The following is a 25,888-nucleotide window of genomic DNA, read 5'->3' on the forward strand; positions in this document are numbered from 1 at the left end:
CATTTCGCCTAAGCGATGGCCATCACCCGTTTGTGGTCGGCAACTTCGGAGAGCAGCCAATCCTGGAACAGCCCGGTGCCCGGCTTGTTGCCGATGCTGCGACGCTGATGCAGGTAAATCCCGGCCGGATAGGTGTGGCGGGCGCGAAACGGGGCGACAAGTTTGCCTTGCTCCAGAAAATCCTGGGCCATCATCGTGTCGGCAAGCGCGATACCGGCGCCATTGATCGCCTCGCGCATGATGAGCGTACAATCATCCAGAGTTGTGCTGGACTTCGGCGTCGTGTCCGAAACGCCCTCCTGCTCCAGCCAACGCCTCCATCTCATGCTCTCACATTCATGGATGAGGTGGTGATTGACCAGATCAGCGGGCGATCGCAGCGGCACCGGCCCATTGAGCAGCGAGGGCGCACAGACCGGCGTCAGAACCAACGGGATCAACAGCGTCAAAGCCGGGCCGGCCTTGTAGACGAACTCGTCGACGATGGCCAAGTCGAAGTTGGCGCGCTTGCCTGATGTCGAGATCTCCAGATCGACGGACGGGTGCAGTCGCCGAAAATTCGGCAACCGGTCCGCCAGCCAGAGGTTCAGAACAGCCGGCACGCACAAGACCCTGACACGTTGGGCTCTGCTGTGGCGCGGGCCATCGGAGAGGCTGACATCGTCCGTGGCGCGCCAGATGGCCTCGAACGCTTCCGAGAGGCTGCGCGCATAGTAAGAACCTCTCGTGGTCGGCGTTATCTGGCGAAAGCCGCGCTCGAACAAATCCTGGCCGAGATTTCTTTCAAGCGCGCGGATGTGGCGGCTGATAGCCGAGGGTGTCAGATGCAGCTCTTCCGCTGCATCCTTGACGCTGCCGAGACGCGCCGCGGCTTCGAAAGCGCGCATGCCATTGAGTGAAGGTAAGGCCATTGGCTGATCATGAATTGTCAGTTGAGTTTTTGTCAATCGATATGGACAAAATTGGCGTTTGATCGCGTGCCCTGTTCGGGGATACCGAAAAGGCAAGAGCAACTAAGTCGTCTTAAGAAAACGACTATTTGGGGACACCGGCACCATTCCACCAGCGGCAGAGACCGGTTTGGCCGGTTTCCACCGGTGGCGGGCGCAGCTTGGCCGCATGACAAAATAGCATGTCGTGGCCGACCCCTCAGCCGGTATCGCCGCAATAGGAGAGAATGCCCGCTTATGCCTCAATCGCCAGTGCCGGTCTTCGAAACGGCTGACGAGATTTCCGCGGAAACCTCTGTCGTCGTGATCCTGCAAACTGCCCAGAACGGCTTTGGTCCTCGGGCAGCGGCACTGGACGCTGACATGGGCGGGATTCTTTCCCGGGCCTGCTCAGACCCGGCTGCCCTGGCAGAATCAGGCGCCTGCATCGATCTGATCGCCCCGCAGGCGGTATCGGCCCGGCGCGTGATCGTCCTGGCATTGGGCAAAGCCGAAGCCGTAACCACCCTGTCCCTGGCGCGCGCCGGCGGGTTGCTTGCCGCGCATCTGGAAAGCAAAGGGGAATGTTCGGCCACGATCGTCCTTGATCCCATCGCCGGCGTTGACCTGCCCGGTGCGGAAATCCTGGCGCGCGTCGCACTTGGCATGCGGCTGCGGCGCTATCGTTTCGACATGCGCAACCAGCGGCAAGGCGCGGGGGCGGATCGAACCTTGCGGGTTCAACTGGTCGGAGCAAGCGGGGATGGTGTGACCTCGGCGCTGGTCCGGATCAATGCCATCGCCGATGGCGTCGAATATGCGCGGACCCTGGTCAACCTGCCGCCGAACCATCTCCATCCCGACAATTTCCACGATCATCTCGAACCGCTTCGCGAAGCCGGCATCGACGTCGAAATGCTCGACGCCGCGCAGCTGAAAGAGCTCGGCATGAACGCGCTCCTGGCCGTCGGAGCGGGCTCGGCGCGAGCGCCACGGGTCGCGGTCCTGCGCTACCGCGGCAAGGGCGCTCCCTCCCAGCCGCTCGCTTTTGTCGGCAAGGGCGTCTGTTTTGATTCCGGTGGGCTGTGCATCAAGGGCGGGGCGCAGATGTTCGACATGAAGGCCGACATGGGTGGGGCGGCCGCGGTCGTCGGCCTGATGATAGCGCTCGCCCGACAGGGCAGCCCGGTCCACGCCGTCGGCGTGCTGGGTATCGCCGAGAACATGCCATCGGGTACCGCGCTGAAACCACGCGACATCATCACGACAGCCTCGGGGCAGACCGTGGAAGTGTTCGACACGGATGCGGAAGGACGCCTGCTTCTGGCCGACTGCCTCCACTATGCGGCGACGCGCTTCAACCCGTCGGTGATCGTCGATCTGGCTACGCTGACCTATTCGGTGACGCGCGGCCTGGGGTCGATATTCGCCGGGCTGTTCAGCACCGACGATGCCATCGCGTCACAGATCATCGCAGCCGGAGAAACGGTCGGCGAGCGGTTCTGGCGGCTGCCGCTCGACCGGGCCTATGACGAAGGACTGCAATCGCCATTCGCCGACCTCCGGCACCACGCCAAGGATATGGAAGATGGCGACGCTCCCTATGCCGCGGCCTTCCTGCGCCATTTCACGGCAGACCGCCCCTGGGTGCATCTCGATATCGCCAGCAAGGAATTGACTGACTCCGATCGGCCCTTGGCCAGGCAAGGCGCCACGGCATTCGGCGTGCAAGTGCTGGAAGAATGGGTGCAGGCCAGCCGCAAGGCGAACTAGGCGCCTGCCTCTACGGACAAAGACGAGATGCCTTCAAACACGCTGGGAATTGGGATGTCGACTGAGATCATTGCTAGGGAAGGGCGGGCCGCCTTCGGTGACTACGAAACCTGGTATCGAATCAGCGGCGAACTCGATTCTGGCAAAGCCCCGGTGGTGATCCTGCATGGTGGTCCAGGCGTCGCGCACAACTATGTCGATGCCTACAAGCTCCTTGCCCGAAGGGATCGCGCCGTCATCCACTACGACCAGTTGGGGTGCGGCAATTCCACATTGTTGCCCGAGAAGGGCGCCGACTTCTGGACGCCCCGGCTTTTCATCGACGAGCTTGAAAACCTCGTCGACCATCTCGGCATCCGCGCGGGCTTCCACGTCCTCGGCCAGAGCTGGGGCGGCATGCTGGGTGCCGAATATGCGGTAACGCGGCCGAAGGGGTTGAAGTCGCTGACCATCGCCAACTCGCCGGCTTCCATGAAGCTGTGGGTCGAGGAGGCCAACCGGTTGCGCACCGACCTGCCTGGGGATGTGCAGGAGACGCTGACCCGGCACGAACAGGCCGGGACGACGGAGGATGCCGCCTACCAAGAGGCGACGATGGTCTTCTACGAGCGACATGTCTGCCGGGTCGTGCCTTTTCCACCCGAAGTGACCGAGAGTTTCGCCCAGGTTGCCCGCAATCCGACCGTCTACAATGTGATGAACGGGCCTAACGAATTCCACGTCATCGGAACGCTGAAGACCTGGAGCATCATCGACCGCCTGCCGGCCATCGATGTTCCCACACTGATCATCTCCGGACGTCATGACGAGGCGACGCCCGCGACCGTGCAGCCCTTCAATGACGGCATCAAGGGATCGCGCTGGGAGATATTCGAGCATTCCAGCCACATGCCGCATGTCGAAGAGCAGGATGCGTGCATGCGGGTGGTGGGAGACTTCCTGGACCGCAACGACAACTGAGAAAAGGGGATCAAGCATGAAGAAACTGTTTTTGGCGGCGTCAGCCGCCGCGTTGCTGGCCGGCACCTTGTTGGCTCCGGCGCAAGCCGAATATCTCAAGGAACATCGCGGCGGCACCATTCGCCTGCTGGCCCGCTCTGCCGCGGGAACGCTCGATCCGCACATCAACTACACCGACCAGGGTTGGCAATTGTACCAGCCGATCTATGACGGCCTGGTTGCCTTCCGCAAAGCCGAGGGCATGGACGGCTTCACCATCGTGCCGGACCTGGCCGAGGCGTTGCCGCAGGTCAGCAATGACGGCAAGACCTTCACCTTCAAGCTGCGCAAAGGCATCAAGTTCTCCAACGGCCAGGACCTTGGCGTGAAGGACGTCGTCGCCTCCTTCCAGCGAATCTTCAAGGTTTCCGGCCCGACCTCCGGTACTTTCTATGCCGGCATCGTCGGCGCCGACAAATGCCTGGCCGACACCAAGAGCTGCACGCTGGAAGGCGGCGTTGTCGGTGACGAGGCGGCTGGCACGGTCACCATCAACATCACCAAGCCAGATGCCGAGATCCTCTACAAGCTTGCCTTGCCGCATGCCGTGGTCCTGCCGGCGGACACGGCCGCGGAGGACATGGGGTCGACGCCCATTCCCAGCACCGGCCCGTACATGATCTCCACTTTCGATCCCAACAAGGGCATGACGATCTCGCGCAACCCCAATTTCAAGCAGTGGAGCGAGGAAGCCCAGCCGGACGGCTATCCGGATGTCGTCCAATATGATTTCGGCCTGTCCGAGGAGGCTGCCGTCACCGCGATCCAGAACGGCGAGGCCGACTGGATGTTCGACGCACTGCCCAGCGACCGCCTGGGCGAACTTGGCAGCAAGTTCATGGACCAGCTGCATATCTCGCCGCTTTCGGCGTGGTGGTACGCACCGCTGAACACCCGTCTTGCTCCGTTCGACAACGAAAAGGCCCGCCAGGCTGTTGCCTACGCGATCGACCGCAACACGCTGGTCAAGCTGTTTGGCGGCAAGGTGCTGGCCTCCCCGGTCTGCCAGGTCCTGCCTCCGGACTTCCCTGGTCATGAGGACTACTGCCCCTACACCAAGAACCCCGGTGCCAAGTGGTCGGCGCCTGATCTCGACAAGGCAAAGCAGCTCGTCGAGGAATCGGGCACCAAGGGCCAGAAGGTGACCATCATTGTAGAGGACACCGCCGTATCGCGGTCGATCGGCGTCTATCTGCAGAGCGTCTTGACCAGCATTGGCTATGCCGCAGACGTCAAGCCGATCTCTGCCAACATCCAGTTCACCTACATTCAGAACTCCAACAACAAGGTGCAGATGTCCGTCACCCAATGGTACAAGGACTATCCCGCGGCATCGGACTTCCTGAATATTCTGTTCAGCTGCGCCTCCTACCGCGAGGGCTCGGACGCTTCGATCAATATAGCCGGCTTCTGCGACAAGGAGATCGACGCCAAGATGCAGAAGGCCCTGGACCTCGGCGTGACCGATCAGAAAGCGGCCGACAAGATGTGGGCTGAAATCGACAAGCAGGTCACGGACAAGGCACCGGCTGTCGGCCTCTTCACGCCGAAGCGGCTCGACTTCGTCAGCAAGCGCCTGGGCAATTTCAAGTTCAACCGGCAGTTCAACTGGATGATCACCCAGTCCTGGGTGCAGTAACGAACTGTGGAGGGCACGTCCGTGTCGAACGAAGCCATTGCGGTTGCCATGCCGCGCAAGACGCGAGGGCCCTGGGCCGCCGCGCTTGCGAAGCTGACAAGGAACAGGGCCGCCATGGCGTCCCTGGCCGTGTTCCTCCTCATTGCCTTTGCCTGTCTCAGCGCGCCTCTCTATGCAAAATGGGCAGGCGTGGACCCATTCGCCTCGACGCTCGACGCCGTCATCCAGATCGACGGCGCCGACGTTGCGGTGATGGAGCCGTCGACGGAAGGGCTTGGTCTCGGCTACACGCCGCTCGGCCCGACCTGGCAGCTTGGCAACTATTTCCTCGGCGCGGACAGCCAGGGCCGCGATGTCATGGCCAGGATGCTCTATGGCGGGCTCAGTTCGCTGTTGATCTCCGGGGCAGCGACCATCTTCACCTTGCTCATCGGCACGGCGGCGGGACTGATTGCCGGCTATTTCGGCGGCATCACCGACACGGTGCTGTCGCGCCTGCTGGATGTCCTGTGGGCGTTCCCGATCTATCTGCTGGCGATCTCGCTTTCCATCGTCACCATCGCGCAAGGCATCGCGATCGGGCCGATCGAGATCGAGTCCGGCAGCCTGTGGCTGCCGGTCATCATCATCGGCATCGTCTACGTGCCCTATGTGGCGCGCCCGATACGCGGGCAGGTCCTGTCGCTGCGCAACAGCGAATTCGTGCTGGCCGCGATCAATCTGGGGGTGCCGGGATCACGGATCCTATGGCGCGACATCCTGCCCAACATCTCCACCACGCTCATCGTCTTCGTGCCACTGATGATGGCGCTGAACATGCTTACGGAATCGGCGCTCTCCTTCCTCTCGATCGGCGTGCAGCCGCCCGCGGCGAGTTGGGGCACCATCATCCAGGACGGGCAGGCACTGCTTTACACGCGGCCACTGGTGGCCCTGGCGCCCGGGCTGGCGATCGCCATCTCCGTCATGGCGCTCAATGTCTTCGGCGACGGCCTGCGCGACGCGCTTGACCCGCGCTCCAAGGTTCGGCTGGGGCGCGACTGATGATCTACGCAATCCTGCGCCGTTTCGGTCAGATGCTGTTCGTGATGTTCGGCATCTCGGTCATCGTCTTCCTGATCTTCTTCGCGACGCCGGGCGCCGATCCCGCCGCGCGCATCGCCGGCCGAAACGCATCGCCCGAGGTGCTGGAAGCAGTGCGTCACAGCTTTGGCTTCGACCGGCCCCTCTACGTCCAATATGTGAAGATGATGGAGAAGATCTTCGTCACCGGCGATCTGACCTCCTTCGTCAATCGCGGCTGGAAGGTGGTGCCGGCGGTGCTGGATTCGATCCCGGTCACGCTCTCCCTGGTGTTCGGGGCGGCGATCCTCTGGGTGGTGGTGTCCATCATCATCGGCATCGTCGCCGCCGCCACCCGCGACAGCTGGCTGGACAAGCTTCTGATGGCGCTGGGATTGCTTGGCATTTCCATGCCGGTCTACTGGCTGGGCGAGGTGATGAACCTGATCACCCAAAGCCGCTATCACGACAGCTGGGCGTTCTCCTGGGTGCCGCCGCTCGGCTACAAGAATTTCTCCGACGATCCCAAGGGCTGGTTCCTGACCCTGGTCATTCCCTGGATCACGCTGGCTATTCTCTACATCGGCATTTACGGGCGCGTCCTGCGCGCGGCGATCATCGAATCCCTTCAGGAAGACTATATCCGTACGGCCCGCGCCAAGGGCCTGTCGGAGACCCGCATCCTGTTGCGCCATGCGCTGCGCACATCACTCATCGCCTTCATCACTCTGTTCGGCCTCGACTTCGGCGCGCTGGTGGGCGGTTCCGCACTGCTGACGGAAGTGGTGTTCGGGCTGCACGGCATCGGCAAGCTTACCTATGACGCGCTGCAGAACCTCGATCTGCCGATGATCATGGCAACGGTGATGTACGCTTCCATGTTCGTGGTCATCGCCAACGCGGTCGTCGATTTCATCTACATCCTTCTCGATCCGCGCCTGAGGACATCATGATACTGTCGGTGCGCGATCTCAGAGTGTCCTTCCGTACCGATGACGGCCTGGTGCGGGCCATCGACGGCGTTTCCTTCGACCTCGAAGAGGGCGAGATTCTTGGCGTCGTCGGCGAATCCGGTTCCGGCAAGACCGTATCGCTGCTGGCTGTGATGGGTCTCATCACCGATCCCAACGCCATTATCGAAGGCTCGATCCGATACAAGGGCCGCGAGCTGGTGGGACTGCCCGCGCGCGAGCTTCGGCGCCTGCGCGGCAACGAGATCGCGATGATCTTCCAGGATCCGATGACGGCGCTGACACCGGTCTACACGATCGGCTGGCAGATCGCCGAACAGATCCGCGCGCATCGCAGCATCAGCAAATCCAAGGCGATGGAGCGTGTCGAAGAATTGCTGGCCGAGGTGAATTTCCCCAACCCGCACGAGGCGATGTCGCGCTACCCGCACCAGCTCTCCGGCGGCATGCGTCAGCGGGCGGTGATTGCCATGGCTCTGTCCTGCAATCCGACCCTTCTGGTGGCCGACGAACCGACCACGGCGCTCGATGTCACGGTGCAAGCCGGCATTCTCGATCTCGTGCGCAAGCTGCGCGCGACATACAACTCGGCGGTGGTCTTCATCACCCATGACATGGGCGTGGTCTCCGAGCTCGCCGACCGTGTCATGGTCATGTATGCAGGACGCGTGGTGGAACGCGGCAGCCGCATGGAACTGTTTTCCGACCCGCGACACCCCTATACGCGAGCGCTGCTTGGTTCGATCCCGCCGCTGACCGGCGCAAAGCCGCGCCGCCTGCCGGCCATTCCCGGTTCGCCGCCATCGCTGCTGCGATTGCCGCAAGGCTGCGCCTTCGGCCCGCGTTGCCCGGCTCAATACGAGCCCTGCGTGACCGGCAAGCCCGACCTTGGCGTCGGCACGCACGCCGCGGCGTGCTTCCGTGTGGCACAGGCATGAGCGGACCGATGATCGACAAAGACCAGCCAATCCTCGAAACGCGTTCGCTGGGCAAGCGCTTCTCGATCGGCTCACGGTTTTCCGCCGAAGGAAAGCGCACCGTCCATGCTGTCGACAATGTTTCGCTGTCGGTGCGGCGCGGCGAGACGGTCGGGCTGGTCGGAGAATCCGGATGCGGCAAGTCCACGCTGGCGCGCTGCCTGGTGAGGCTCTACGACATCACAGACGGCAAGCTGCTTTTCGAGGGTGACGACATCACCTCGAAATCGCTGTCCGAACTCAGGCCGCTGCGGCGCCGCCTGCAAATGGTCTTCCAGGACCCGTCGGCCTCGCTCAATCCGCGCCGGCGCGTCGGCGATCTGGTGGCTGAGCCGCTGCGCATCCATAGCAGGCTTTCGTCGCGCGAGATCACCAGGCGGGTCGCGGAGCTGTTCGACCTCGTTGGATTGCTGCCAGACCATGTCATGCGATATCCGCACGAATTCTCCGGCGGGCAACGTCAGCGTGTCGGCATCGCGCGGGCCATCGCCCTCAATCCCGATCTGGTGGTGTTGGATGAACCTGTATCCGCGCTCGACGTGTCGGTGCAGGCGCAGATCGTCAACCTGCTTGCCGACCTCCAGGAGAAGCTGAACCTCACTTACATCTTCATCGCCCACGACCTGTCGGTGGTGCGTCAGGTCTCGACCCGCATCGCGGTCATGTATCTCGGCTCGATCGTCGAAGAAGGTCCTGCGGAAGAGGTGTTTGCAACACCGGCACATCCCTACAGCCAGGCGCTGATCTCTGCTGTTCCCGTCGTGGAGACGACGCCCAGCGGGACCCGCAAGCGCATCATCCTGACCGGCGACGTGCCGAGCCCGCTCAAGCCCCCGTCCGGGTGCCGCTTCCATCCAAGATGCCCGGTCGCGGTGGAGCGTTGCCGTACGGAGCGCCCAGAGGTTAGGGAATATCGACACGGTCGCAAAGTGGCCTGTCACTTCCCGACGATGTAGCAAGGGCCGGGGACAGTCTGAAGAGATTCTCGTTCGGCAAAGTGAAGCGCCGCCTCGTGGCGTTCTGCGCATTCAGCCGTCGAAATGTAGGGAAAAAGTCTAAGATACGCTAGTTGCCATTGAGATACGGCAGGCACGGGAGTGAGCGTACTCCCCATACCACACCGCAAAATTGCCTGGCGAATTCGGACATGGCAATAGCGGAAGGAAACAAGTCAAGCTTTCCACGCAATGCCGCATCTTGCAACATTGCCAAGGTTTGGCCAAAGTGGAGCATGTCTGAATCGCAACCTGCTGTCAGCCGCGCCCTTGCCCCCCGTCGCCACGCTGAGATTCTGAAGCGCCTTGGCGCCCAGGGGTCAGTCAGCATTGCTGAACTCGCTGGCTTCTTCGATGTCTCGCGCGAAACCATCCGTCGTGATCTGAAGCTGCTGTCGGACCAGGGACAACTCGACATCGTGCATGGTGGTGCTGCCCGCTTCGAGCCGAGCGAACCGGCGATGACCTTGCGCAGCCAGGAAAATGCCCAGGGCAAGGCGGCGATCGCCAAGGCGGCCACCGGCCTGATCAAAGATGGGATGGTGGTCTTTCTCGATTCCGGCACCACCACTTTGGCCGTCGCGCAGGCCATGACCAACCTGCGCGATCTCACCATCTGCACGGCCAGCCTGAAGATAGCGCTGCAGCTGTGCCACGTCCCTGGCATGCGCGTGCATATGCTGGGTGGTGAAATCGACCCTAGCGAGGAAGCCGCCGCCGGCGTTGACATACTTGAGGCCATTTCGCGCTTTCGCGTCGACATTGCATTCCTTGGCGGCGGTGCGCTCTCACCCGATGGCGAGGTGACCGATTTCACCCGGGCTGGCGCCGAGCAGCGCAGCCGCATGATCACGCTCGCCGGCAAGGCCTATTTCGTGCTCGACAGCAGCAAGTTCGGCAAGCTGACGCCGCTCAGGATTCGGAATTTCGAACGTGCCGCCGGCGTGATCGTCGACGCCAATCCCGGCCTCGCCCTTGAGGAAGCGCTTTCGCAAAAGGGGCCTGAGCTTATTGTTGCGACGTGATGTGATGTTTTGTGACTTTTTGAGTTGATATTTTGCATTGCTGTGTTAGGGTGCCGCCCATTCTTCAAATGGCGGAACGCTCATGGCACATGAATTCCCAACGCAGGCACGCGTCGTCATCGTCGGTGGCGGCATTATCGGCTGCTCGGTGGCCTATCATCTGACAAAGCTGGGTTGGACCGATGTGGTCCTGCTTGAGCAGGGGCAGCTCAGCGGCGGCACCACCTGGCATGCGGCTGGCCTCGTCGGGCAGTTGCGCGCCCATTCCAACATGACCAGCCTGATCAAATATTCCACCCAGCTCTACAGCGAACTGGAGACCGAAACCGGGCTGGCCACCGGCTGGAAGAATTGCGGCTCGCTGTCGGTGGCACGCACGGCCGACCGCATGACGGTGCTGAAGCGCACAGCCGCCTCGGCGCGTGCTCAAGGGGTGGAGATCGACGTCATCTCGCCCAAGGAGGCGGCCGATCTTTGGCCGGTGATGGCCACGGACGATCTGGTCGGCGCCGTCTGGTTGCCGGGCGATGGCAAGGCCAATCCGACCGACCTGACGCAATCGCTGGCCAAGGGCGCGCGCAACGGTGGCGCCAAGATATTCGAGAGGGTCAAGGTCTCCGGCATCAAAGTGAAGAACGGCGTCGCCTGCGGCGTCGAGACGGACCGTGGCGACATCGCCACCGAGATCGTCGTCAACTGCGCCGGCCAATGGGCGCGCAAGATCGGGCTGATGTGCGGTGTCTCGGTGCCGCTGCATTCGGCCGAGCACATGTACATCGTCACCGGCAGGATCGAGGGCGTGCATCCGGATCTGCCTGTGATGCGTGACCCCGACGGTTTCATCTACTTCAAGGAAGAGGTCGGCGGCCTGGTCATGGGCGGTTTCGAGCCGCATGCCAAGCCTTGGGGCATGAACGGCATTCCCGAAAATTTCGAGTTCGCACTGCTTCCGGATGATTGGGACCAGTTCGAGATCCTGATGGAAAACGCGCTTATCCGCGTGCCGCAGCTGGCACAGGCCGAGGTCAAGAAATTCTACAACGGTCCCGAGAGCTTCACGCCGGACAACAATTTCATTCTCGGCGAGGCGCCCGAACTGAAGAACTTCTATGTCGGCGCCGGCTTCAACTCGATGGGTATCGCCAGTGCTGGCGGCGCGGGCAGGGCGCTGGCCGAGTGGATCGTCAACAGGGCGCCGACCATGGACCTTTGGCCGGTCGATATCCGCCGCTTCGCCTCGTTCAACAACAATCCGCGCTGGCTGCATGACCGGGTCAAGGAAACGCTCGGCCTGCACTACGCCATGCCATGGCCGAACCGCGAACTGGACACCGCACGGCCGTTCCGCCGTTCTCCGCTCTACGACCGGCTCGCCGCCAAGGGGGCCTGCTTCGGCTCCAAGATGGGGTGGGAGCGCGCCAACTGGTTCGCGGCACCAGGCGAGAAGGCCGAGAACGAATACGCCTTCGGGCGCCAGAACTGGCATGAGGCGGTGAGGCGCGAGATGAAGGCGACGCGCGAAGCCGTCGCCATCTTCGACCAGACGTCGTTCGCCAAGCTCCTCGTCCAGGGCCGCGATGCCTGTGCCGTGCTCAACCGGATCTGCGCCGGCAATGTCGACGTGCCGGTGGGGACCTCCGTCTACACGGGCGTGCTCAACGCGCGCGGGGGCTACGAAAGCGATCTCACCGTGATGCGGCTCGGCGCCGAAAAATTCCTCGTCGTCACCGGTTCAGCGCAGGCGGTTCACGATGCCGACTGGATCGTCAAGAACATCCCAGCCGATGCCCATGCCACCCTGACCGACGTCACCTCATCCTATGCGGTGCTGGCTGTGATGGGGCCGCGCTCGCGCGATCTGCTCGCCAAATTGTCGTCGGCTGATCTCTCCAACGCCGGCTTCCCCTTCGCCACCATCCGCGAGATCGATATCGGCTACGCCACCGCCTACGCCAACCGCATGACCTATGTCGGCGAGCTCGGCTGGGAATTGATCGTGCCGACCGAATTTGCCGTCGGCGTCTACGAGGCGCTGCATGAGACGGGGCGGGAGTTCGGCCTGATCGATGCCGGCTACTACGCGCTCGACGCCCTTCGCATCGAAAAGGGTTTTCGCGCCTGGGGCCGGGAGCTGACGCCGGATATCAACCCCTGGCAGGCCGGGCTTGGCTTCGCCGTCACGATAGACAAGCCGGGCGGCTTCATCGGTCGCGATGCGCTTGTCGAGGCGAAGTCGGCGGCGGCGCCGGCCAGGCGCATCGTGCTGTTCACGCTCGACAATGCCGAGCCGATGCTGTGGGGCGGCGAGCTCATCCTGCGCGACGGCAAGCCCGTGGGCGAAGTCCGCTCCGCTGCCTATGGCCACACGCTGGGACGGTCGGTGGCGCTCGCGCTGATCGAGAACGAAGCCGGCGTTGATGGCGCGTTCCTCACCGGTGGGCGCTTCGAGATCGACCTTGCCGGCGTGCGCCATGCCGCAACGGGGCATCTGCGCAGTCCATACGATCCGAAGTCTGAGCGGGTGAAAGCGGATGTGTTGGAGGTTCGCGTGGCGGCATAAGCAAGTCAGCTCCCAGGACACGCAGCGGATCAGCTGCTTGGGTGGTCGCGCCCCTCGCCAGAAGTTCACGGTTGCGCTGGTCCTCTGCCGTCGCGAAATCGACTGCTGCCTGGGCCTGTGCAACTTGTTCTTGCGCTACGTCGATCTTTGCGTTTTGTGCGACTATCTGAGTTCCGACGCCGACAATACCCGCTTGCGCCAAGGCCGTGCTGGCATCGGCCTGTTTGAGGCTCGCCGGATAGTCGCTGTTGTCGATGCGCACGAGGACGTCACCGGCCTGAACCGGTTGGTTGTCGATAACCGCGAGGTCGGTGATACGCCCAGCGATTTCGGCGCTGATGATTATCGTACGAGCATCGTTGTGTGAGGTTTCGCATCCAACGGAAGTAACTTTCAGCTGGAGGGAGATGTCCGCAGCGGCAGACGCAGGTCAACGGAAGAGCCTTGGCTAAGGTTCCTGACCTGTCGTGCCTGTTCCGCCGAAAAGACAGGTCCATCATCACTGTGCCCGCTATCACCGCAGTCGGGCCGATCATCGCTCATGACCGCCTCCCTGCGTGCGGTTTGCCGAAAGACAACCTCTGCCCGGCGAGACGTCGATCGCGGAGTTCGCCTGAAAGCCTGCCAACGCCCGCCCTCTACGATGACACAGTTCCAATATGGCCCGATCTGCCGGGGCAGGCGCATCGCTCTAGAGAATGGCCTGTTCACCGCCTCCATTAGTCACCACTCACGGAACAAGGGGGGTCCGAGAGCGTTGGTAATATGGTTCGCCTTTCACAAAGTGCGGAAGGCGAAGCCCGAGGCCAAGAACAGGAGAAGACAATGAAAATTCACCTGATTCCCGCCACGGCAGGGTTAATTCTGCTGGGAGGCATTGGCGCCGCCATCGCGGACGAGGTGGTTGTTACACCCGAACAGCAGACGGTCATCCGCGAGTATGTGCACCAACATCCAATGGCGTCGATCAACCTTCTGGGGGTGGAACTCAGTGTTGGTTCCATTTTGCCTGACACGGTCGAACTTCGGCCGATCGATGTTCCCGATGTCAAATACAGATACGTCGTTGTCGGCGATCACACGGCCCTTGTCGAACCCGGCACACGCAAGATTGTGAAGGTTATTGACTGACGATACGCCCGCCGTTTCCAAGAACGGCAGGCGTACACTCAATGGAGGAGCCATTCCAATGTTGCATCATGTTGACACGGGCGAGGTGGCCGCCGCTGTTGACCAGCTCCTGAACGAGCGGCGTAGCGCTCTCCTTTCAATGAAGGCGGCAATTGCGATGCTGCGGGAACGCACCGGGACGGAGCGGTCAGACGCGGATTTGGAGGGCTTGATCACTAAAAAGGCAGCGGTCTTCGGTGTCGCGGTTTTGTCCGACCGGGACTGAAGGTCAATGATGCACGATATGCGAAGGTGACCACCTACTGAACGACCTAATAGGGAGAGTTTCCTGTAATGGGCCGACATGTAGCTATCTCGCTTTACGTGGTGGCGATGATACTGATCATAATCGGCGTAGATTTCCTGTTCTTCAGGGATCGATTCTGGGAGCGGTTGTTCGTGAATATTGGAATAGTTTCTGCGTTTGGAGCCTTTTACTTTCTATTCCTTCGGCGCAACTGAATTTGGGCACTCTGATTGGGAAGGTCATCTCGCTATCTGCTCTTATCGTTCCCGCCACATTGCCGAACGGTCTCCCCTTGCGCGGGAGCCATCCACAGACGACATCGCTGGCGATTACAGGTGTCCGCGCATGCCCCCGTGCGGCTCTAACGCTCATGTGCATGCGCGCTTCTGACCGGCCCCTTCAATCTGGATATTGAAAACCCTCTCGAACTGACCTTATGAAAACCGACGTTTCCCATTGCTTCTGAGGAGAGCTGCGATGGATAGCGTCCAGAGTAACGATGCCAAATCCCCCAAAATTGAAGTGGTCGAAGCCTGCGGCGAATGGTTCGGAGGACCAGCGATTACGACTAGGGCTTGAGACGATCACGCGTATTTAGTCGGCCGATGTCCCCGTCAAGCCCGGCCTGCCGATCCTGCTTCACCACTATCGCAGGCCGGTCGGTCACGGTCTCGCCAATTCGCAATGCTGACCGCTCGTTGTGATTGCCTGGTGGAGCCGGCTGCTAGGCAGTGCCGGTCTGCTTCTGACCAAAGTCATCGAGATGGTCGATGACAGCGGTTTTGCGAAGGAAGGCAGGGTCCGGCCCGACAACTGACGCCAGGTAGGGTCGACAGATTGATGCGCCGCGAACCCAGGTGTTAGCGGCGGCTTGTGACCGTCGCAGAACGGCCGCGGCTGCCTCCGAACGCATCGGCGAGCGTGTTGATGGTGACGCGGTCGAGTTTCTTCGGGCTCGCCGCGCCGGCCCTGGTGACGTATCCCATATAGGCCGCAGCAAGCGCCTTGAAGAATCCTTTCACCGCGGTTTCGCTGCCGGCAATCTTGATCTCGCCGAAATTTGGCTCGAACACATAGAGATGCGAGCCGTAGCCGAAAAGCTTGCCGCTGGAGTGATAGGCGGCGATGCAATGGTGATCGCCGCCGAAACTCAACAGGATCATGTAGTAATTGTGGATGCCGGAGGTGTGGGTGAAGAGCGGATGCAGCGAGTCGTCGGCGCTGCTGCCGCTGTATGCGCTCGAATCGACGCAGGTTGCGGCCAGCCCACACTCGACTTCCGCCAGCGCCGCGTCGATTTCGGTCGTCTGGCCACCTATCGGGCCTGAACGCGATGCCTTGAGAACGGACAGATAGGCCTTCTGGCGAACGATCGAACTCGCCTTGGCATGCGCGGCAATGAAGGCGATGCGCTTTTGCGACCCTTCGGACTTGAAGTTCTTGTGGCGCGCGATCCAGTCAGCGCTCAGACCGACGCAGACTCCGTAGGCCACTTCCTCGTCGGTGATATTGAGACTGCGCTGTTTGAATGGAACGCAGTTCTTCGCGTATTCCGCCGCCAAATCCATGTGGATGCCCCTCGTTTCCCGCTGCGTGACGCCCAATGATAAAGAAGCTGCTATGCGGAAATAGTAAAGGAGAGGTCAACCATCGATCCCATCCGCTGATCGTGATCGTCCGATGCCTGCCCTTATGACACGCGGCCAGTATTCAGGCCTGACAACCCGGTCCGTGACGGGTGGCGAAGTCCGCATTGCCTTGCGGCGCATCACCAGCACCTTTGCCAAATCGCCAAGTGCCGGGCGTCATGATCCACGAGCCAAGCGGCCAGCCACTCGGGGTGCTGACCAAAAAGATTTGAGGGTGATCTCTCCCGAAAACCGGCTCCAACGTTTCGGGATCATGCTCGGCGGTCGTCGCCTTCAGTATTTTTCGCGCAGCTTCAGTCCGAACGCTGCCCGTACCGCATTCTCGGTCATCGGCTCCGCTGCATAGACGCCGATGCCCGTCGTCCAATCTTCTTCACCATTGTCGCGGCGCGTGCCCGTGAGGTGGTGGAGCGAGTGGATCAGTTCGTGCGCCAGCACGACAAAGGAATGGGTGGCCTCGCCCTTGCCGGTCAATATCTGGGCGTTGGTGTATTTCATGATCGATACCGTACCCGTGCCGTCGCCGGCAGCGGTGATGTCGGCGGCCTCGGCGCAGCTCCCGCCGGCCGGATGATAGGGGCAGTCCTTGATATTGTGCGAAGCCGCTGTCGACGGTTTCAGCGATTTTTGGACGCCAACGCCGGTGAAGGCCATCTTGTAGCCGGACTGCGTGTACTCCATCGAAGTTGGCACCATAACGACATTGACTCCGGCCTCGAACACGATCGCGCGAGCCTCGGCATTGGAAGCAGCACCGGCGGCGCGGGCCCTAGGACGTGCCGCCGCGATGTCCTCCAGCAGCTTCTTGCCAATCGGTTTGCTGTTGATGCGGCGCAGGTCCTCAAGCACCATGGACTGGAAGAACGGCTTCGCACTGGAATCGTAGCGCACTGCAAAGCCTGCAAATTCAGGCAACTTGTTACTGACTATCGGCATTGGTCTACCCCCCCTTATTCGCTATGTCCAAACCCGTTCAGGCATTTCGCCTATAAGCGTTTCGCGATGCGTTTCTCATGACAGCGCCGCCCAAGCTTCTCGGTCAGCAATGCAGGGGCGCAATGCACAGCACATGCGAGCCGGCGCCCGTTCCTCCCGCGGCAGGTGGACGGCGGGGCCGGTTGGCCACCCCTCCGGGCCGCTACAGGTTCTTTACGATCTTGGGGTCGGGATTCGGATTGCCGCTAGGCGGCTCCGTGATTGTCCAGCAACCATGCGCGCCAAGGTGACTGTCTTCATTGCACCGCCCCTGCTTGTGGACTCGCGCATCCACCGAACCGCCTCGCACAAAGTAGCTCGCTTCCCTTGCGAAAGCGACACCGGAAATCGCTCAGGCACGTGCAAAATATTCGAGCATCCGGCTTCACGTGGCACCGATCAGAATGTCACCTTGAGCAGGGAGAAATCGTCCGGCAACGCGCCTTCGCCATTGAAGGACCGTACCCATTCCAGGATCGCTTGCGGCGAATCGCTGTGCCCGGCAGCGAACGCAGCAAGCTCCGCCACGCTCGACATGTCGCCCTGTGGCCCGTCCACTTCGAAGGTGCCGTCGCTGAGTATCAGCAGCCGGTCGCCCGGATCGATCCGAAGGCTGGCGCATTCGTATTCGACCCCGGGGAAGGCGCCGATCGCCATGCCCCCGAAGGTGATCAATTCTGTGCTTGCCACGGTTCCATCGGCGAGGCGCCTGAGATGGATGGCGGGCGGATGACCGCCAGTCGCATACCGAAGCTCTCCCGACGATCGCTGATAGACGCCATACCAGATGGTGAAGAACATGTTGTTCTGTCTTTCCATCGGGAAAGCGTCGTTGAGCGACGCCAGCAGGCGGCTCGGATCGCGAAAATCGACCTTGGGCAGCGCGGCAGCGCGCAAAACGTTGATGACGGTGACCGACAAGAGAGCGGCGCCGACGCCGTGTCCGCAAACATCCAGCAGATAGAACGCCATATGGTCGTCATCGATCGCGTGATAGCCGAAGGAGTCGCCGCCAAGTTCGGTCGAGGGCACCAGCAGCCACTCGGTCATCGGCGTGGTGGCGCGGGGATCGGGCAGGATCGACATGACATAGCGGGCGGCGTCGGAGAGCTCGGCTTCCAGCCGCGCCTGCGTGTTCTGGAGCGTCAAATTGCTTTCGGCCAACTGGTCTTCGACCGCTTCGCCATGTTCGATCATGGCTTCATAAAGCATCTTCAGATCGTCAAACTCGGCGTTCAGCCGGGCAATTTCGGTCTGCGCCGCAGCGAGTTGAACGGCAAGGTCCGCCGCGGCCGGAAGCGCGGGTCCCTTGGAATTTCGGTCTGAAGCATCATTCATAAACACGTTGATAATCAATCTGCCAGATAATGATCAACTGCGGGGTCCTTTGATGACATTGGGCTTGCTCACGTCAATTTTCTTTTCGTATCATCCGCCTCAAGACTCAAAATCCTTTGTTCGGGATCTTCTGATCGGCTCGCGGGGGCGCGTGCCTAGACCCACCCTTTGACTCTGGCACCCTTCGTGGCACTCACCGGCCATAGGAAGACCAATTCATGAAGAAAACCATAGTAGACGCAGTCGGCGGCACATTCGAGCCTCTTCTCCAGATCGGCATGGATATTGATGTCTTCACGTCGAACTGGTCCTATTGCGATCGGCTTTCGTCATACGCCGCGCGGATGGTCAGTCACAACCGCATCGATTCCCTTCTTTATGCCAACCTTTTTTCATCGGCGTTGAACGAACTGCTCGAGACGGTTTTCCGGGCCCACGGATCGGGTGGAAGTTTCAGGTGCAACATTTCGCGCCTGGCCAACAAGGACCGGATCGAACTGACGATCCCGTGCAAGGGGCAGGATGCGCAATTCTACATCGATGCGATGGAGCGCCTGTCCCGGAGCGACGTGGCGGAGCAATACCGGTCGGCATTGTTCGCGGAAGGCACACTCGATCCCGACATCGGGCTTTTTGAACTGGCCGTAGACTACGACGCATCGATCAGCGTCGTGAGAACCGACGAAAACACCATCCGCTTGATCGCGGATTTGGCACTCGAGGACACCCAGGCGTGATGGCGGCAGCTGTTCAACACAAGTTCGACGTCCGGTTCGACGAAAACAATCAGGAGTTCTCGATCATCGGATCGATGCGGCCGCAACGTGCCGAGGATCTCGACCTGTGCGCCAAGCTGTTCGAGAAGTCGCTGCAGACGGTCAAGGGCACGCTCTACGTCAACGTCAAGCGCCTCGTGCGGCTCAACAACATCGCCTTCCGCGTGCTGGCCGGGCTGATGGTCAAGGCATGCGGCGAGCGGCCGGACCTCAGGATTTCGGTGATCACGTCAAGTGTCGTCGGCTGGTCGACGCGCAAATTCGCCACGTTGCGGAACATCAACAGAAATATCGTGGTCGAGGAATACGACAACGAATTCTATCCCGGCCAGGCGTTCGTCGAAAACAGCGAGATCATCTCGCTGCTCAGAACCCAGACGAAAATGACATGGCGCCACGAGCGCAACATCCTTGATCGCCACGGCATCAGGGAAGGAATGTCGGTGGCCGATATCTGCTGTGGCATCGGCGACTTCGTCGTTCTGCTTCAAAAGGAGTTCAAGCCGGCGCGCCTCGTCGCCCTCGATCATTCGAAGTCGAGCCTGGCCTATGCCCGCAACGTTGCCAACGATTTCGGCATCCAGGGCATCGAATATATCTATGGCGATGCATCCGAGATGCTGCTCGAGGAGAACCAGTTCGATTTCGTCACCTGCCGCCATGCGCTGCAGATTTTCGATCGCCCAGAGCTTATCCTGCGCGAGCTGTTTCGTATCTGCAAGCCTGGTGGGCGTGTCTACGTCACCAACGAAAAGAACTCGCATTGCCTGGGGGAACCTCGCGGCGAGTCCATCCAGTGGACGTACAACGAGGTGGCGAAGATCCTGGCGCATTTCAATCAGGACATCGAGATCGGCCCGAAGAGTCGTCGGCTGCTTCTCGACGCCGGCTTTGACGATGTCCGCATGGAATCCTTCATGGTCACCAATCTGGATGGCGATCCACAAGACTTCGCCGACATCATTGAATCGTGGAAGAACCTGTTCGCCGGAAGCATGACGGCGCTGCGCAAGGACGATCCGCAATTCGTCGAGCGTTTTCGGCGCGGCTTCGACGATCATATCTTCGCAGCGCTGCACCCGAAGGGCTATGCCGGCTGGCCGATCTGGGCCGCATCCGGCCGGAAGCCGCAATGACCGCGATCGCCGACGTCGCTCAAGCCAGCCAGCCTTCTGTCGGGCGTTTCTCGCATCGCAGTTTCCGTGCCAAATTTATCATGGTTGTCGGCGCGGCAGTGCTGTTCGACCTCTTGCTCGGGGGCGGCATAGCCATCTGGAACGTTCAGCGGCTCTCGCGCGACGCCGCCCAACAAGTGGGCGAAGGCCTGACGGAGGCCAACAAGGAGTTCCTTCAGACCTATATCGATACCACCGCACTGCGCGCAGACCTTTTGCTGGAGCGTGTGCATTCGGAATTGGACGTGCTCGCCAACTCCATGCAGGCCCTCATCGACCACCCCGACATCCAGCAATCGATCGGGCAGGCGCTCGAACAGAGCCCAGCCCTGTCGAGCCCGCTGATCTACGATGAAAAGGGCGGCTGGTCGCAAAATGCGCCAGGTGTGCCTTCGGCGGTCAATGTCTGGGGCTACCTGCTCGACAAGAACCACGTCCCGGTGCAGGACGCCGCCACGCAAGTCCGCAACAGCGCCTTCCTGAGCCTCATCGGCCCTGCGCTCATGGCCACCGGGGCGCCGAAGCTGCAGATGTACTATGTCGGGCCGAAGAACGCCTCGATCACCCGGTCGACGCCTTATTCCGATCAGGCGCGGACGCTCGATCAGTACTATCCTGGCCACAACAAGGGGCCGAGCTTCTGGGATTTCTTCTTCCCCGGCGTCTATGAAGGCTGGCAAGGCTGGATCAAGAACCCGTCATCGCGGCCGGTCGATTCCGATGTCGTGACGACCGCGCCCTATGTGGATGCCATCACCGGCAAGCTGGTCGTCAGTTTCTTCCACCCGCTCTGGACCAAAAACCGATCCGACGTCGCCGGAATGGCCGCCGTCGACATCACGCTCGATCAGCTTGCCAGCCTGGTCGAAAGCGTCAACATCGCCGAGACCGGCTTCGGCTTTCTGGCGATGGAGAATGGCAACGTCATCGCCACCAACAAGGTTGGCGAGCAGACGCTCGGCCTGGTTTCGAGCGATGTCAGCGGGCAGGGCGTCACCGGTGTTATCCGGTCGCTGAAGGACAGCAACCAGGAGGCGATCAAGACCCTGGCGCTGCCGTCCGACGGCGGTACCGTCATCAAGCACATCTTCCTGAAGAAGAACGGCGAAGACGTTCCGTACCTGGTCGTGCTGAAGCAGCTCAATCCGACCAACCTGTGGGGCGGCACCAACATTACCAAGGAAACCATGTCGCTTGGCTTCGTCGTATCGGAGCGCGAAATCTATGCCTCGCTGATTGCGGCGCAGGACAATATCTCGAAAGCCACCTCGCGCATCGTCAACTACCAGATCCTGGCATTCCTGGTGAGCTTGATCATCGTCTTCTTCGCCGTGTTCGCCATCTCAGGGCGCATCACCGCTGGCTTGAGCGCGCTGGCGGGAGCGGCGCGGCGGTTGGAAAACAAGGATTATTCGGTGCGCGTGGACATTCCGACTGGCGACGAGGTCGCCGCGGTCGGCCATGCCTTCAACCGCATGGCCGAAGAGATAAGCTATCACACCGAAAACCTCGAAAAGCTTGTCGATGAGAGAACGCGCGAATTGGGCGATGCCAACAACGAAATCAGCGCGCTCAATGCCAGGCTGAAAAGCGAGAACCTGCGGCTGGGTGCTGAATTGGATGTGGCGCGGCAGATTCAGATGATGGTGCTGCCCAAGCTCGCCGAACTCGGCAGCATCCCGCGAATCGAGATCGCGGGCTACATGGAGCCAGCCGACGAAATCGGCGGTGATTATTACGACGTGCTGCAGGATGGCGCCCGCCTCAAGGTCGGCATTGGCGACGTGACCGGACACGGGCTGGAGAGCGGTGTGCTGATGCTGATGGTGCAGTCGGTCGCGCGCGCGCTTCAGGAAAAGGGCGGCGACGATCCCAAGGAGTTTCTCCAGGTTCTCAACCGCGCTATCTTTAAGAACATCGAGCGGACCCGAACCGACAAGCACCTGTCGCTCGCCTTCCTCGATTACAAGGACAAGCGGATCACCTTGTCGGGCCAGCATGAGGAAGTCATCGTCGTGCGCGGCGAAGGCGAGGTCGAGCGGATCGACACGATCGATCTTGGCTTCCCGATAGGCCTCGAAAGCGACATCGGACCGTTCGTCAGGACACGTGATTTCAGCTTCGACACCGGCGATATCATCGTGCTGCATACCGACGGGGTCACAGAAGCAGAAGGGCCGGACGGCGACCTGTTCGGGCTCGAGCGCCTTTGCGAAAGCGCGCGTCGTCACCGCAACGGCAGTGCCGACGACGTCAAGAACGGCATCATCGCCGACCTGATGGCCCACATCGGCACGCAAAAGATCCACGATGACATCACGCTTGTCGTGATGCGGCATAGGTAGGCGTATGCAGACGAGCTTCGGCACCACCGAATTCCGCAACGCCGCGAGCGCCACGGCCAACGTCGTGCGCCTTTGCGATGGCCCGATCGACCTGAGCTGGCATCATTGCGGCACGACTTCGGAATTCCTCGGCGAGTTCTTCGCGCTCGGGCGGGCCGTCTCGGACCACAGCGCCAATGAAACGCGCCACAGCATTGGCTATCTCGTCAACGAACTGCTTGAAAACGCCGTCAAGTTCAGACATCCAGGCGATATCGTCATCGAGAGTTCGCTCGACGCGGGCCGTTTCGAGCTGAAGGTGACCAATCTGATCGATCGCCCGACCGCGGCACGCTTCCAGGCGATGCTGGCGGAGGTGACGGCGTGCGATCCGGGCGATCTGCTGATACAACGCATCGAAGCCAACGCGGCGGATTCGACATCAAGTGGATCGGGGCTGGGTCTTCTGACCCTGATGAGCGACTATGGCGCACGTCTGGGATGGACGTTCGATGAGGGCAGGGAACACGAGCCGGTGAGGCTCGAGACGTTTGCCGTGCTGGATCTCATTTGAGTCCCGGACAGGTTTTAGGAGTGGGTTGCATATCATGGAAATCAAGGCGAACGAATATCGAGTGTGGGGCGAGGGGGCGACGATTCATTACGAGGGAACAATGCGCCTTTCGGGAACGGACGCCTATGCGCCTATTCTGGAGCTGATGGACAAAGTCCTCGCGTCGAAGCCGAAGACGATCGTGCTTGACCTGACCGAACTTCAATTCCTGAACAGTTCCGGCATCAACCTGCTCGCCAAATTCACCATAGAAGTGCGCAAGCAGCCAGATGTGGGGTTGGCGGTGAAGGGCTCGACCAGGATACCCTGGCAATCGAAGTCACTTCCCAATCTGAAAAAGCTTCATCCAGCGGTCGACCTGGTGATCGCCTGAACACGCCTTAGCGAGGGTGACAAAGGGCGGCAGCGATGTCCACGGCCCGCGGACGTGTCTCGGCCGGCCCCAGGCCCGCCTTCAGCATGGCCGTCAGTTGCGCGTCGTCGTCGATATGCGCCAACGAATATGCCGCATCGGCGCTGCTGTTCCTTCTCAGGTCCAGGACTTCGTCGGCGGAGCCGCTGAAGAGCGGCCTGCCGTGCGCCAGCGCCACAGTGACCGCGCACAGTGACCAGATGTCGGCGGAAGGTTCTGCCTTTGCACCGGTGATCTGCTCGGGCGCCATCCACGCCGGCGAGCCGACCAGTTCGGTTCCATCCAGCGGATCTTCGGCGACGAGGCCAGCGATGCCTAAATCGATCAGCACCGGCTGCTTGCCACGGAACATGACGTGGCCGGGCTTCACGTCTCGATGGACGATGCCGCGCGCGTGCAGATAGGCAAGCACCTCGGCCAATTGCCCGGTAAGCGCCCTGATGCCCGCAAGTGTCGCCAACGAGGCTCGCCGCGCGTTGTCCGCCGCCGCGGGTTCCAGGCGTTCGAAGGCGATCCAGCTGGCGCCATGGCCAGCTATGCGGGCCAACCCGGGATGACTGGTCATCGTCGCGAGCGCGATCTCGCGTTCGAAGCGCTTGACGCCGATCGGATCGACGGCGGCGCGCTGTGCGCTCGCCTGCTTTACGACCACGGCGCCACCATCATCGCCGACGCCCTCGAAGACGCTGGCGAGCCCGCCCTGACGGAGCATGCGCACAAGGCGAAAGGGACATGGATCGTCGCGCAACAGCGTTGCCTTCAGGTCAGATCGCGCCCAGGCGCCGCCACAGCGGCAGAGCGATGTCGATGATCACCTGCATGTTGTCATGCAAGATCTTCCGGGCTTCGTCCTCGCTTTCGACAGTTTCACCTTCGTGCCGCAGCCGGTCGCCCCGATCCTGAAGCAGCTTCCAGGTCGCCTCGGTCAACGCCTTTGGATCGTCCGGCGTTCCACTCGAAAGTGCCTCGTAGGCCAGCATTTCGTAAATGGTCACGGTCACCGCCGAGCCGACCGCCGGGGCGGCGAGCGCCGTCATCCCACGGCCACTGTCGGCACAAGCGGCCAGATGAAGCGTGTTGTAGGCCCTGGCGACAGCGATCGCCGCGTCGGTATTCTCGTTTGTGACAGTCATGGCCTGCCGGGAGCCGACCAACATGCCGATCATCTCTCGTGGGGACGCGGTTGATCCGGCCGCCTCGGGGAGGTCAAGCAACTCGCCGATCGACCGCGGGCCTTCGGCCAGTGCCCGGAAGGCCGGCTCGTAGGCGCGCTCGCTCAGCGCTGCCTCGCCCAACGGTATCTTGATGTTGCGCGTCACGGCGGCGGCGGGGATGACCAGCATCAGTTTCTGCCGGCGAAGCCGCTGGGCGCGGCGACGGCCGGGGATAATGCGTGCCCCCCGAACGAAAACGTCGCGCCGGAAGGTGCGGGCCATGAAATAGTCCCTCAAGGTCTCGCGGACGGCAAGCGGCGCATCGTCGATCAGGGCGCGCTGTTGCGGCGTCAGCGAAAGATCCGGGAAATTCTCGAGCAGATTGGCCGAGCCGACGAATTCCAGCTTGGCGGCGGCCAGGTCGCCGGCAACGTCGCTGTGGTAGCAGGGCGCCCAATGCTCGTTGAGATATTCATGCGACAAGTAGGCGAGATTGCCCTGGTCCCGTTCCTTTTCCAGCCGCTCGACATCGGCGACCTGCAACGCAGGCGCCCCCACGTCGCAAACGCGTCGCACCATTTCGATCGCCGTGCTTACGCGCCGGTCGCTGCGCCCATGATCCAAGCTGGCGAAGGTCGATACAAGCCTTTGCAGCGGCTGCGCGACCGTCCACCCGGGCAGGGCATTGTAGGTCACATAGACAAGGCCGCCGGGGTTGAGGTGACGGTCGATGAAATTGACGATGTGAGAGCGACTTGCCGGGCTGACCCACGACCAAACGCCATGCAACGCAATATAGTCGAACGCCGGCAGGTCGCGAACTTCCCCCTTCGCCAGTTGTTCGAAGGAGGCTTCCAGCAGATGGATGTTGCGCAATCCCCCGTCTCGCGCGAGGTCACGTCCACGCGCTATATGGGCAGGGTTGAAGTCGAATCCCCAGACTTCGCTGCGATGGTTGCTGGCGGCGATGGCAAGGGCGCTTTCACCGACGCCGCACCCGAGTTCGCAGTAACGGAATGGCTCTCCCGCCGCCACCGGCGGCTCGATGTCGCGCAGCAGGCAGGCCACGTCGAGATGCGCGGGCGTCTGATCCATGTAGAAGCCGGGCAGGTATTCTATGTCGGATACGTATCCGTCGCTCCAGGTGGGCATGCTGCGGTCCTG

General features: G+C 61.5%; 23 protein-coding genes. 17 read left to right on the forward strand and 6 right to left on the reverse strand.

Annotation, left to right across the window (positions count from 1 at the left end; all coding sequences use genetic code 11):
- Window positions 1–8: 8 nt before the first annotated feature.
- Window positions 9–911: a LysR substrate-binding domain-containing protein gene (locus ABVQ20_RS06975; protein ID WP_354458807.1), complete on the reverse strand. Its 903-nt coding sequence runs from the start codon at window positions 909–911 to the stop codon at window positions 9–11.
- 276 nt (window positions 912–1,187) lie between these two features.
- Between ABVQ20_RS06975 and ABVQ20_RS06980 the strand changes: the two genes are divergently transcribed.
- The 12 genes from ABVQ20_RS06980 (at window position 1,188) to ABVQ20_RS07035 (ending at window position 14,326) form a co-directional block, all read left to right on the forward strand.
- Window positions 1,188–2,702: a leucyl aminopeptidase gene (locus ABVQ20_RS06980; RefSeq protein ID WP_354458808.1), complete on the forward strand. Its 1,515-nt coding sequence runs from the start codon at window positions 1,188–1,190 to the stop codon at window positions 2,700–2,702.
- Between the two features lie 54 nt (window positions 2,703–2,756).
- On the forward strand, window positions 2,757–3,662 hold the full coding sequence (locus tag ABVQ20_RS06985) for a proline iminopeptidase-family hydrolase (RefSeq protein ID WP_354458809.1): 906 nt from the start codon (window positions 2,757–2,759) through the stop codon (window positions 3,660–3,662).
- A gap of 16 nt (window positions 3,663–3,678) precedes the next feature.
- Window positions 3,679–5,340 carry an ABC transporter substrate-binding protein gene (locus ABVQ20_RS06990; RefSeq protein ID WP_354458810.1) on the forward strand — a complete coding sequence of 554 codons (1,662 nt, stop codon included), beginning with the start codon at window positions 3,679–3,681 and terminating at the stop codon, window positions 5,338–5,340.
- A 21-nt stretch (window positions 5,341–5,361) separates the two neighbouring features.
- Window positions 5,362–6,384 (forward strand): ABC transporter permease, encoded by a 1,023-nt coding sequence (locus ABVQ20_RS06995; protein WP_354458811.1) that lies wholly within the window; start codon window positions 5,362–5,364, stop codon window positions 6,382–6,384.
- Window positions 6,384–7,355, forward strand: coding sequence for an ABC transporter permease (locus tag ABVQ20_RS07000; protein ID WP_354458812.1), 972 nt, complete (start codon window positions 6,384–6,386; stop codon window positions 7,353–7,355). Before ABVQ20_RS06995 ends, ABVQ20_RS07000 begins: the two co-directional genes overlap by 1 nt.
- A complete protein-coding gene (locus ABVQ20_RS07005; protein WP_354458813.1) occupies window positions 7,352–8,311 on the forward strand; it encodes an ABC transporter ATP-binding protein in 960 nt (319 codons plus the stop codon). Before ABVQ20_RS07000 ends, ABVQ20_RS07005 begins: the two co-directional genes overlap by 4 nt.
- An 8-nt stretch (window positions 8,312–8,319) precedes the next feature.
- Entirely contained in the window at window positions 8,320–9,306 is a 987-nt protein-coding gene (locus tag ABVQ20_RS07010; protein WP_354458814.1) for an ABC transporter ATP-binding protein, read from the forward strand.
- A gap of 275 nt (window positions 9,307–9,581) precedes the next feature.
- Window positions 9,582–10,370: a DeoR/GlpR family DNA-binding transcription regulator gene (locus ABVQ20_RS07015; protein ID WP_354458815.1), complete on the forward strand. Its 789-nt coding sequence runs from the start codon at window positions 9,582–9,584 to the stop codon at window positions 10,368–10,370.
- Window positions 10,371–10,452: 82 nt separating this feature from the next.
- Window positions 10,453–12,930: a GcvT family protein gene (locus ABVQ20_RS07020; protein ID WP_354458816.1), complete on the forward strand. Its 2,478-nt coding sequence runs from the start codon at window positions 10,453–10,455 to the stop codon at window positions 12,928–12,930.
- A gap of 37 nt (window positions 12,931–12,967) precedes the next feature.
- Window positions 12,968–13,297, forward strand: a complete 330-nt coding sequence (locus ABVQ20_RS40685) for a hypothetical protein (RefSeq protein WP_494337952.1) — start codon at window positions 12,968–12,970, stop codon at window positions 13,295–13,297.
- A 458-nt stretch (window positions 13,298–13,755) separates the two neighbouring features.
- Window positions 13,756–14,061: a DUF1236 domain-containing protein gene (locus ABVQ20_RS07030; protein WP_354458817.1), complete on the forward strand. Its 306-nt coding sequence runs from the start codon at window positions 13,756–13,758 to the stop codon at window positions 14,059–14,061.
- A 58-nt stretch (window positions 14,062–14,119) separates the two neighbouring features.
- On the forward strand, window positions 14,120–14,326 hold the full coding sequence (locus ABVQ20_RS07035) for a hypothetical protein (protein WP_354458818.1): 207 nt from the start codon (window positions 14,120–14,122) through the stop codon (window positions 14,324–14,326).
- Between the two features lie 881 nt (window positions 14,327–15,207).
- Here the strand turns inward: ABVQ20_RS07035 and ABVQ20_RS07040 are convergent.
- The 3 genes from ABVQ20_RS07040 to ABVQ20_RS07050 all read right to left on the reverse strand — a co-directional run bounded on the left by ABVQ20_RS07040 (window position 15,208) and on the right by ABVQ20_RS07050 (window position 18,309).
- Window positions 15,208–15,915 (reverse strand): YopT-type cysteine protease domain-containing protein, encoded by a 708-nt coding sequence (locus tag ABVQ20_RS07040; RefSeq protein ID WP_354458819.1) that lies wholly within the window; start codon window positions 15,913–15,915, stop codon window positions 15,208–15,210.
- A 354-nt stretch (window positions 15,916–16,269) separates the two neighbouring features.
- Entirely contained in the window at window positions 16,270–16,932 is a 663-nt protein-coding gene (locus ABVQ20_RS07045; protein WP_354458820.1) for a M91 family zinc metallopeptidase, read from the reverse strand.
- A 438-nt stretch (window positions 16,933–17,370) separates the two neighbouring features.
- Complete coding sequence (locus ABVQ20_RS07050; RefSeq protein WP_354458821.1) at window positions 17,371–18,309, reverse strand: PP2C family protein-serine/threonine phosphatase; 939 nt, start codon at window positions 18,307–18,309, stop codon at window positions 17,371–17,373.
- Window positions 18,310–18,527: 218 nt separating this feature from the next.
- Here ABVQ20_RS07050 and ABVQ20_RS07055 point away from each other — a divergent pair, with 218 nt between their 5' ends.
- From ABVQ20_RS07055 to ABVQ20_RS07075, 5 genes are read left to right on the forward strand one after another with little or no spacing between them, the layout of a single operon-like run.
- The gene (locus ABVQ20_RS07055) at window positions 18,528–19,046 is read left to right on the forward strand and encodes a ubiquinone biosynthesis methyltransferase UbiE (RefSeq protein WP_354458822.1); all 519 of its coding nucleotides are present in this window, start codon (window positions 18,528–18,530) and stop codon (window positions 19,044–19,046) included.
- Complete coding sequence (locus tag ABVQ20_RS07060; RefSeq protein ID WP_354458823.1) at window positions 19,046–20,221, forward strand: class I SAM-dependent methyltransferase; 1,176 nt, start codon at window positions 19,046–19,048, stop codon at window positions 20,219–20,221. The genes ABVQ20_RS07055 and ABVQ20_RS07060 overlap by 1 nt, the downstream gene beginning before the upstream one ends.
- The gene (locus ABVQ20_RS07065; protein ID WP_354458824.1) at window positions 20,218–22,605 is read left to right on the forward strand and encodes a SpoIIE family protein phosphatase; all 2,388 of its coding nucleotides are present in this window, start codon (window positions 20,218–20,220) and stop codon (window positions 22,603–22,605) included. The genes ABVQ20_RS07060 and ABVQ20_RS07065 overlap by 4 nt, the downstream gene beginning before the upstream one ends.
- Before the next feature lie 4 nt (window positions 22,606–22,609).
- Window positions 22,610–23,158: a slr1658 superfamily regulator gene (locus tag ABVQ20_RS07070; RefSeq protein ID WP_354458825.1), complete on the forward strand. Its 549-nt coding sequence runs from the start codon at window positions 22,610–22,612 to the stop codon at window positions 23,156–23,158.
- 34 nt (window positions 23,159–23,192) lie between these two features.
- Window positions 23,193–23,531 (forward strand): slr1659 superfamily regulator, encoded by a 339-nt coding sequence (locus ABVQ20_RS07075; protein WP_354458826.1) that lies wholly within the window; start codon window positions 23,193–23,195, stop codon window positions 23,529–23,531.
- A gap of 7 nt (window positions 23,532–23,538) precedes the next feature.
- Here ABVQ20_RS07075 and ABVQ20_RS07080 read toward each other — a convergent pair whose 3' ends face one another.
- Together ABVQ20_RS07080 and ABVQ20_RS07085 are read right to left on the reverse strand one after the other, a co-directional pair.
- Window positions 23,539–24,318, reverse strand: coding sequence for a protein kinase domain-containing protein (locus ABVQ20_RS07080; protein WP_354458827.1), 780 nt, complete (start codon window positions 24,316–24,318; stop codon window positions 23,539–23,541).
- Between the two features lie 16 nt (window positions 24,319–24,334).
- On the reverse strand, window positions 24,335–25,876 hold the full coding sequence (locus ABVQ20_RS07085; protein WP_354458828.1) for a class I SAM-dependent methyltransferase: 1,542 nt from the start codon (window positions 25,874–25,876) through the stop codon (window positions 24,335–24,337).
- Window positions 25,877–25,888: the final 12 nt, after the last annotated feature.

It is taken from the genome of Mesorhizobium shangrilense, assembly GCF_040537815.1.
In the GTDB taxonomy this organism is placed as follows: Bacteria; Pseudomonadota; Alphaproteobacteria; order Rhizobiales; family Rhizobiaceae; genus Mesorhizobium; species Mesorhizobium shangrilense.

Bases quoted from the DNA above. Each gene is read 5' to 3' on its own strand.
- ABVQ20_RS06975 (WP_354458807.1), bottom strand. From the start codon at position 911: ATGGCCTTACCTTCACTCAATGGCATGCGCGCTTTCGAAGCCGCGGCG.
- ABVQ20_RS06980 (WP_354458808.1), top strand. From the start codon at position 1,188: ATGCCTCAATCGCCAGTGCCGGTCTTCGAAACGGCTGACGAGATTTCC.
- ABVQ20_RS06985 (WP_354458809.1), top strand. From the start codon at position 2,757: ATGTCGACTGAGATCATTGCTAGGGAAGGGCGGGCCGCCTTCGGTGAC.
- ABVQ20_RS06990 (WP_354458810.1), top strand. From the start codon at position 3,679: ATGAAGAAACTGTTTTTGGCGGCGTCAGCCGCCGCGTTGCTGGCCGGC.
- ABVQ20_RS07000 (WP_354458812.1), top strand. From the start codon at position 6,384: ATGATCTACGCAATCCTGCGCCGTTTCGGTCAGATGCTGTTCGTGATG.
- ABVQ20_RS07005 (WP_354458813.1), top strand. From the start codon at position 7,352: ATGATACTGTCGGTGCGCGATCTCAGAGTGTCCTTCCGTACCGATGAC.
- ABVQ20_RS07010 (WP_354458814.1), top strand. From the start codon at position 8,320: ATGATCGACAAAGACCAGCCAATCCTCGAAACGCGTTCGCTGGGCAAG.
- ABVQ20_RS07015 (WP_354458815.1), top strand. From the start codon at position 9,582: ATGTCTGAATCGCAACCTGCTGTCAGCCGCGCCCTTGCCCCCCGTCGC.
- ABVQ20_RS07020 (WP_354458816.1), top strand. From the start codon at position 10,453: ATGGCACATGAATTCCCAACGCAGGCACGCGTCGTCATCGTCGGTGGC.
- ABVQ20_RS07030 (WP_354458817.1), top strand. From the start codon at position 13,756: ATGAAAATTCACCTGATTCCCGCCACGGCAGGGTTAATTCTGCTGGGA.
- ABVQ20_RS07035 (WP_354458818.1), top strand. From the start codon at position 14,120: ATGTTGCATCATGTTGACACGGGCGAGGTGGCCGCCGCTGTTGACCAG.
- ABVQ20_RS07040 (WP_354458819.1), bottom strand. From the start codon at position 15,915: ATGGATTTGGCGGCGGAATACGCGAAGAACTGCGTTCCATTCAAACAG.
- ABVQ20_RS07045 (WP_354458820.1), bottom strand. From the start codon at position 16,932: ATGCCGATAGTCAGTAACAAGTTGCCTGAATTTGCAGGCTTTGCAGTG.
- ABVQ20_RS07050 (WP_354458821.1), bottom strand. From the start codon at position 18,309: ATGAATGATGCTTCAGACCGAAATTCCAAGGGACCCGCGCTTCCGGCC.
- ABVQ20_RS07055 (WP_354458822.1), top strand. From the start codon at position 18,528: ATGAAGAAAACCATAGTAGACGCAGTCGGCGGCACATTCGAGCCTCTT.
- ABVQ20_RS07060 (WP_354458823.1), top strand. From the start codon at position 19,046: ATGGCGGCAGCTGTTCAACACAAGTTCGACGTCCGGTTCGACGAAAAC.
- ABVQ20_RS07065 (WP_354458824.1), top strand. From the start codon at position 20,218: ATGACCGCGATCGCCGACGTCGCTCAAGCCAGCCAGCCTTCTGTCGGG.
- ABVQ20_RS07070 (WP_354458825.1), top strand. From the start codon at position 22,610: ATGCAGACGAGCTTCGGCACCACCGAATTCCGCAACGCCGCGAGCGCC.
- ABVQ20_RS07075 (WP_354458826.1), top strand. From the start codon at position 23,193: ATGGAAATCAAGGCGAACGAATATCGAGTGTGGGGCGAGGGGGCGACG.
- ABVQ20_RS07085 (WP_354458828.1), bottom strand. From the start codon at position 25,876: ATGCCCACCTGGAGCGACGGATACGTATCCGACATAGAATACCTGCCC.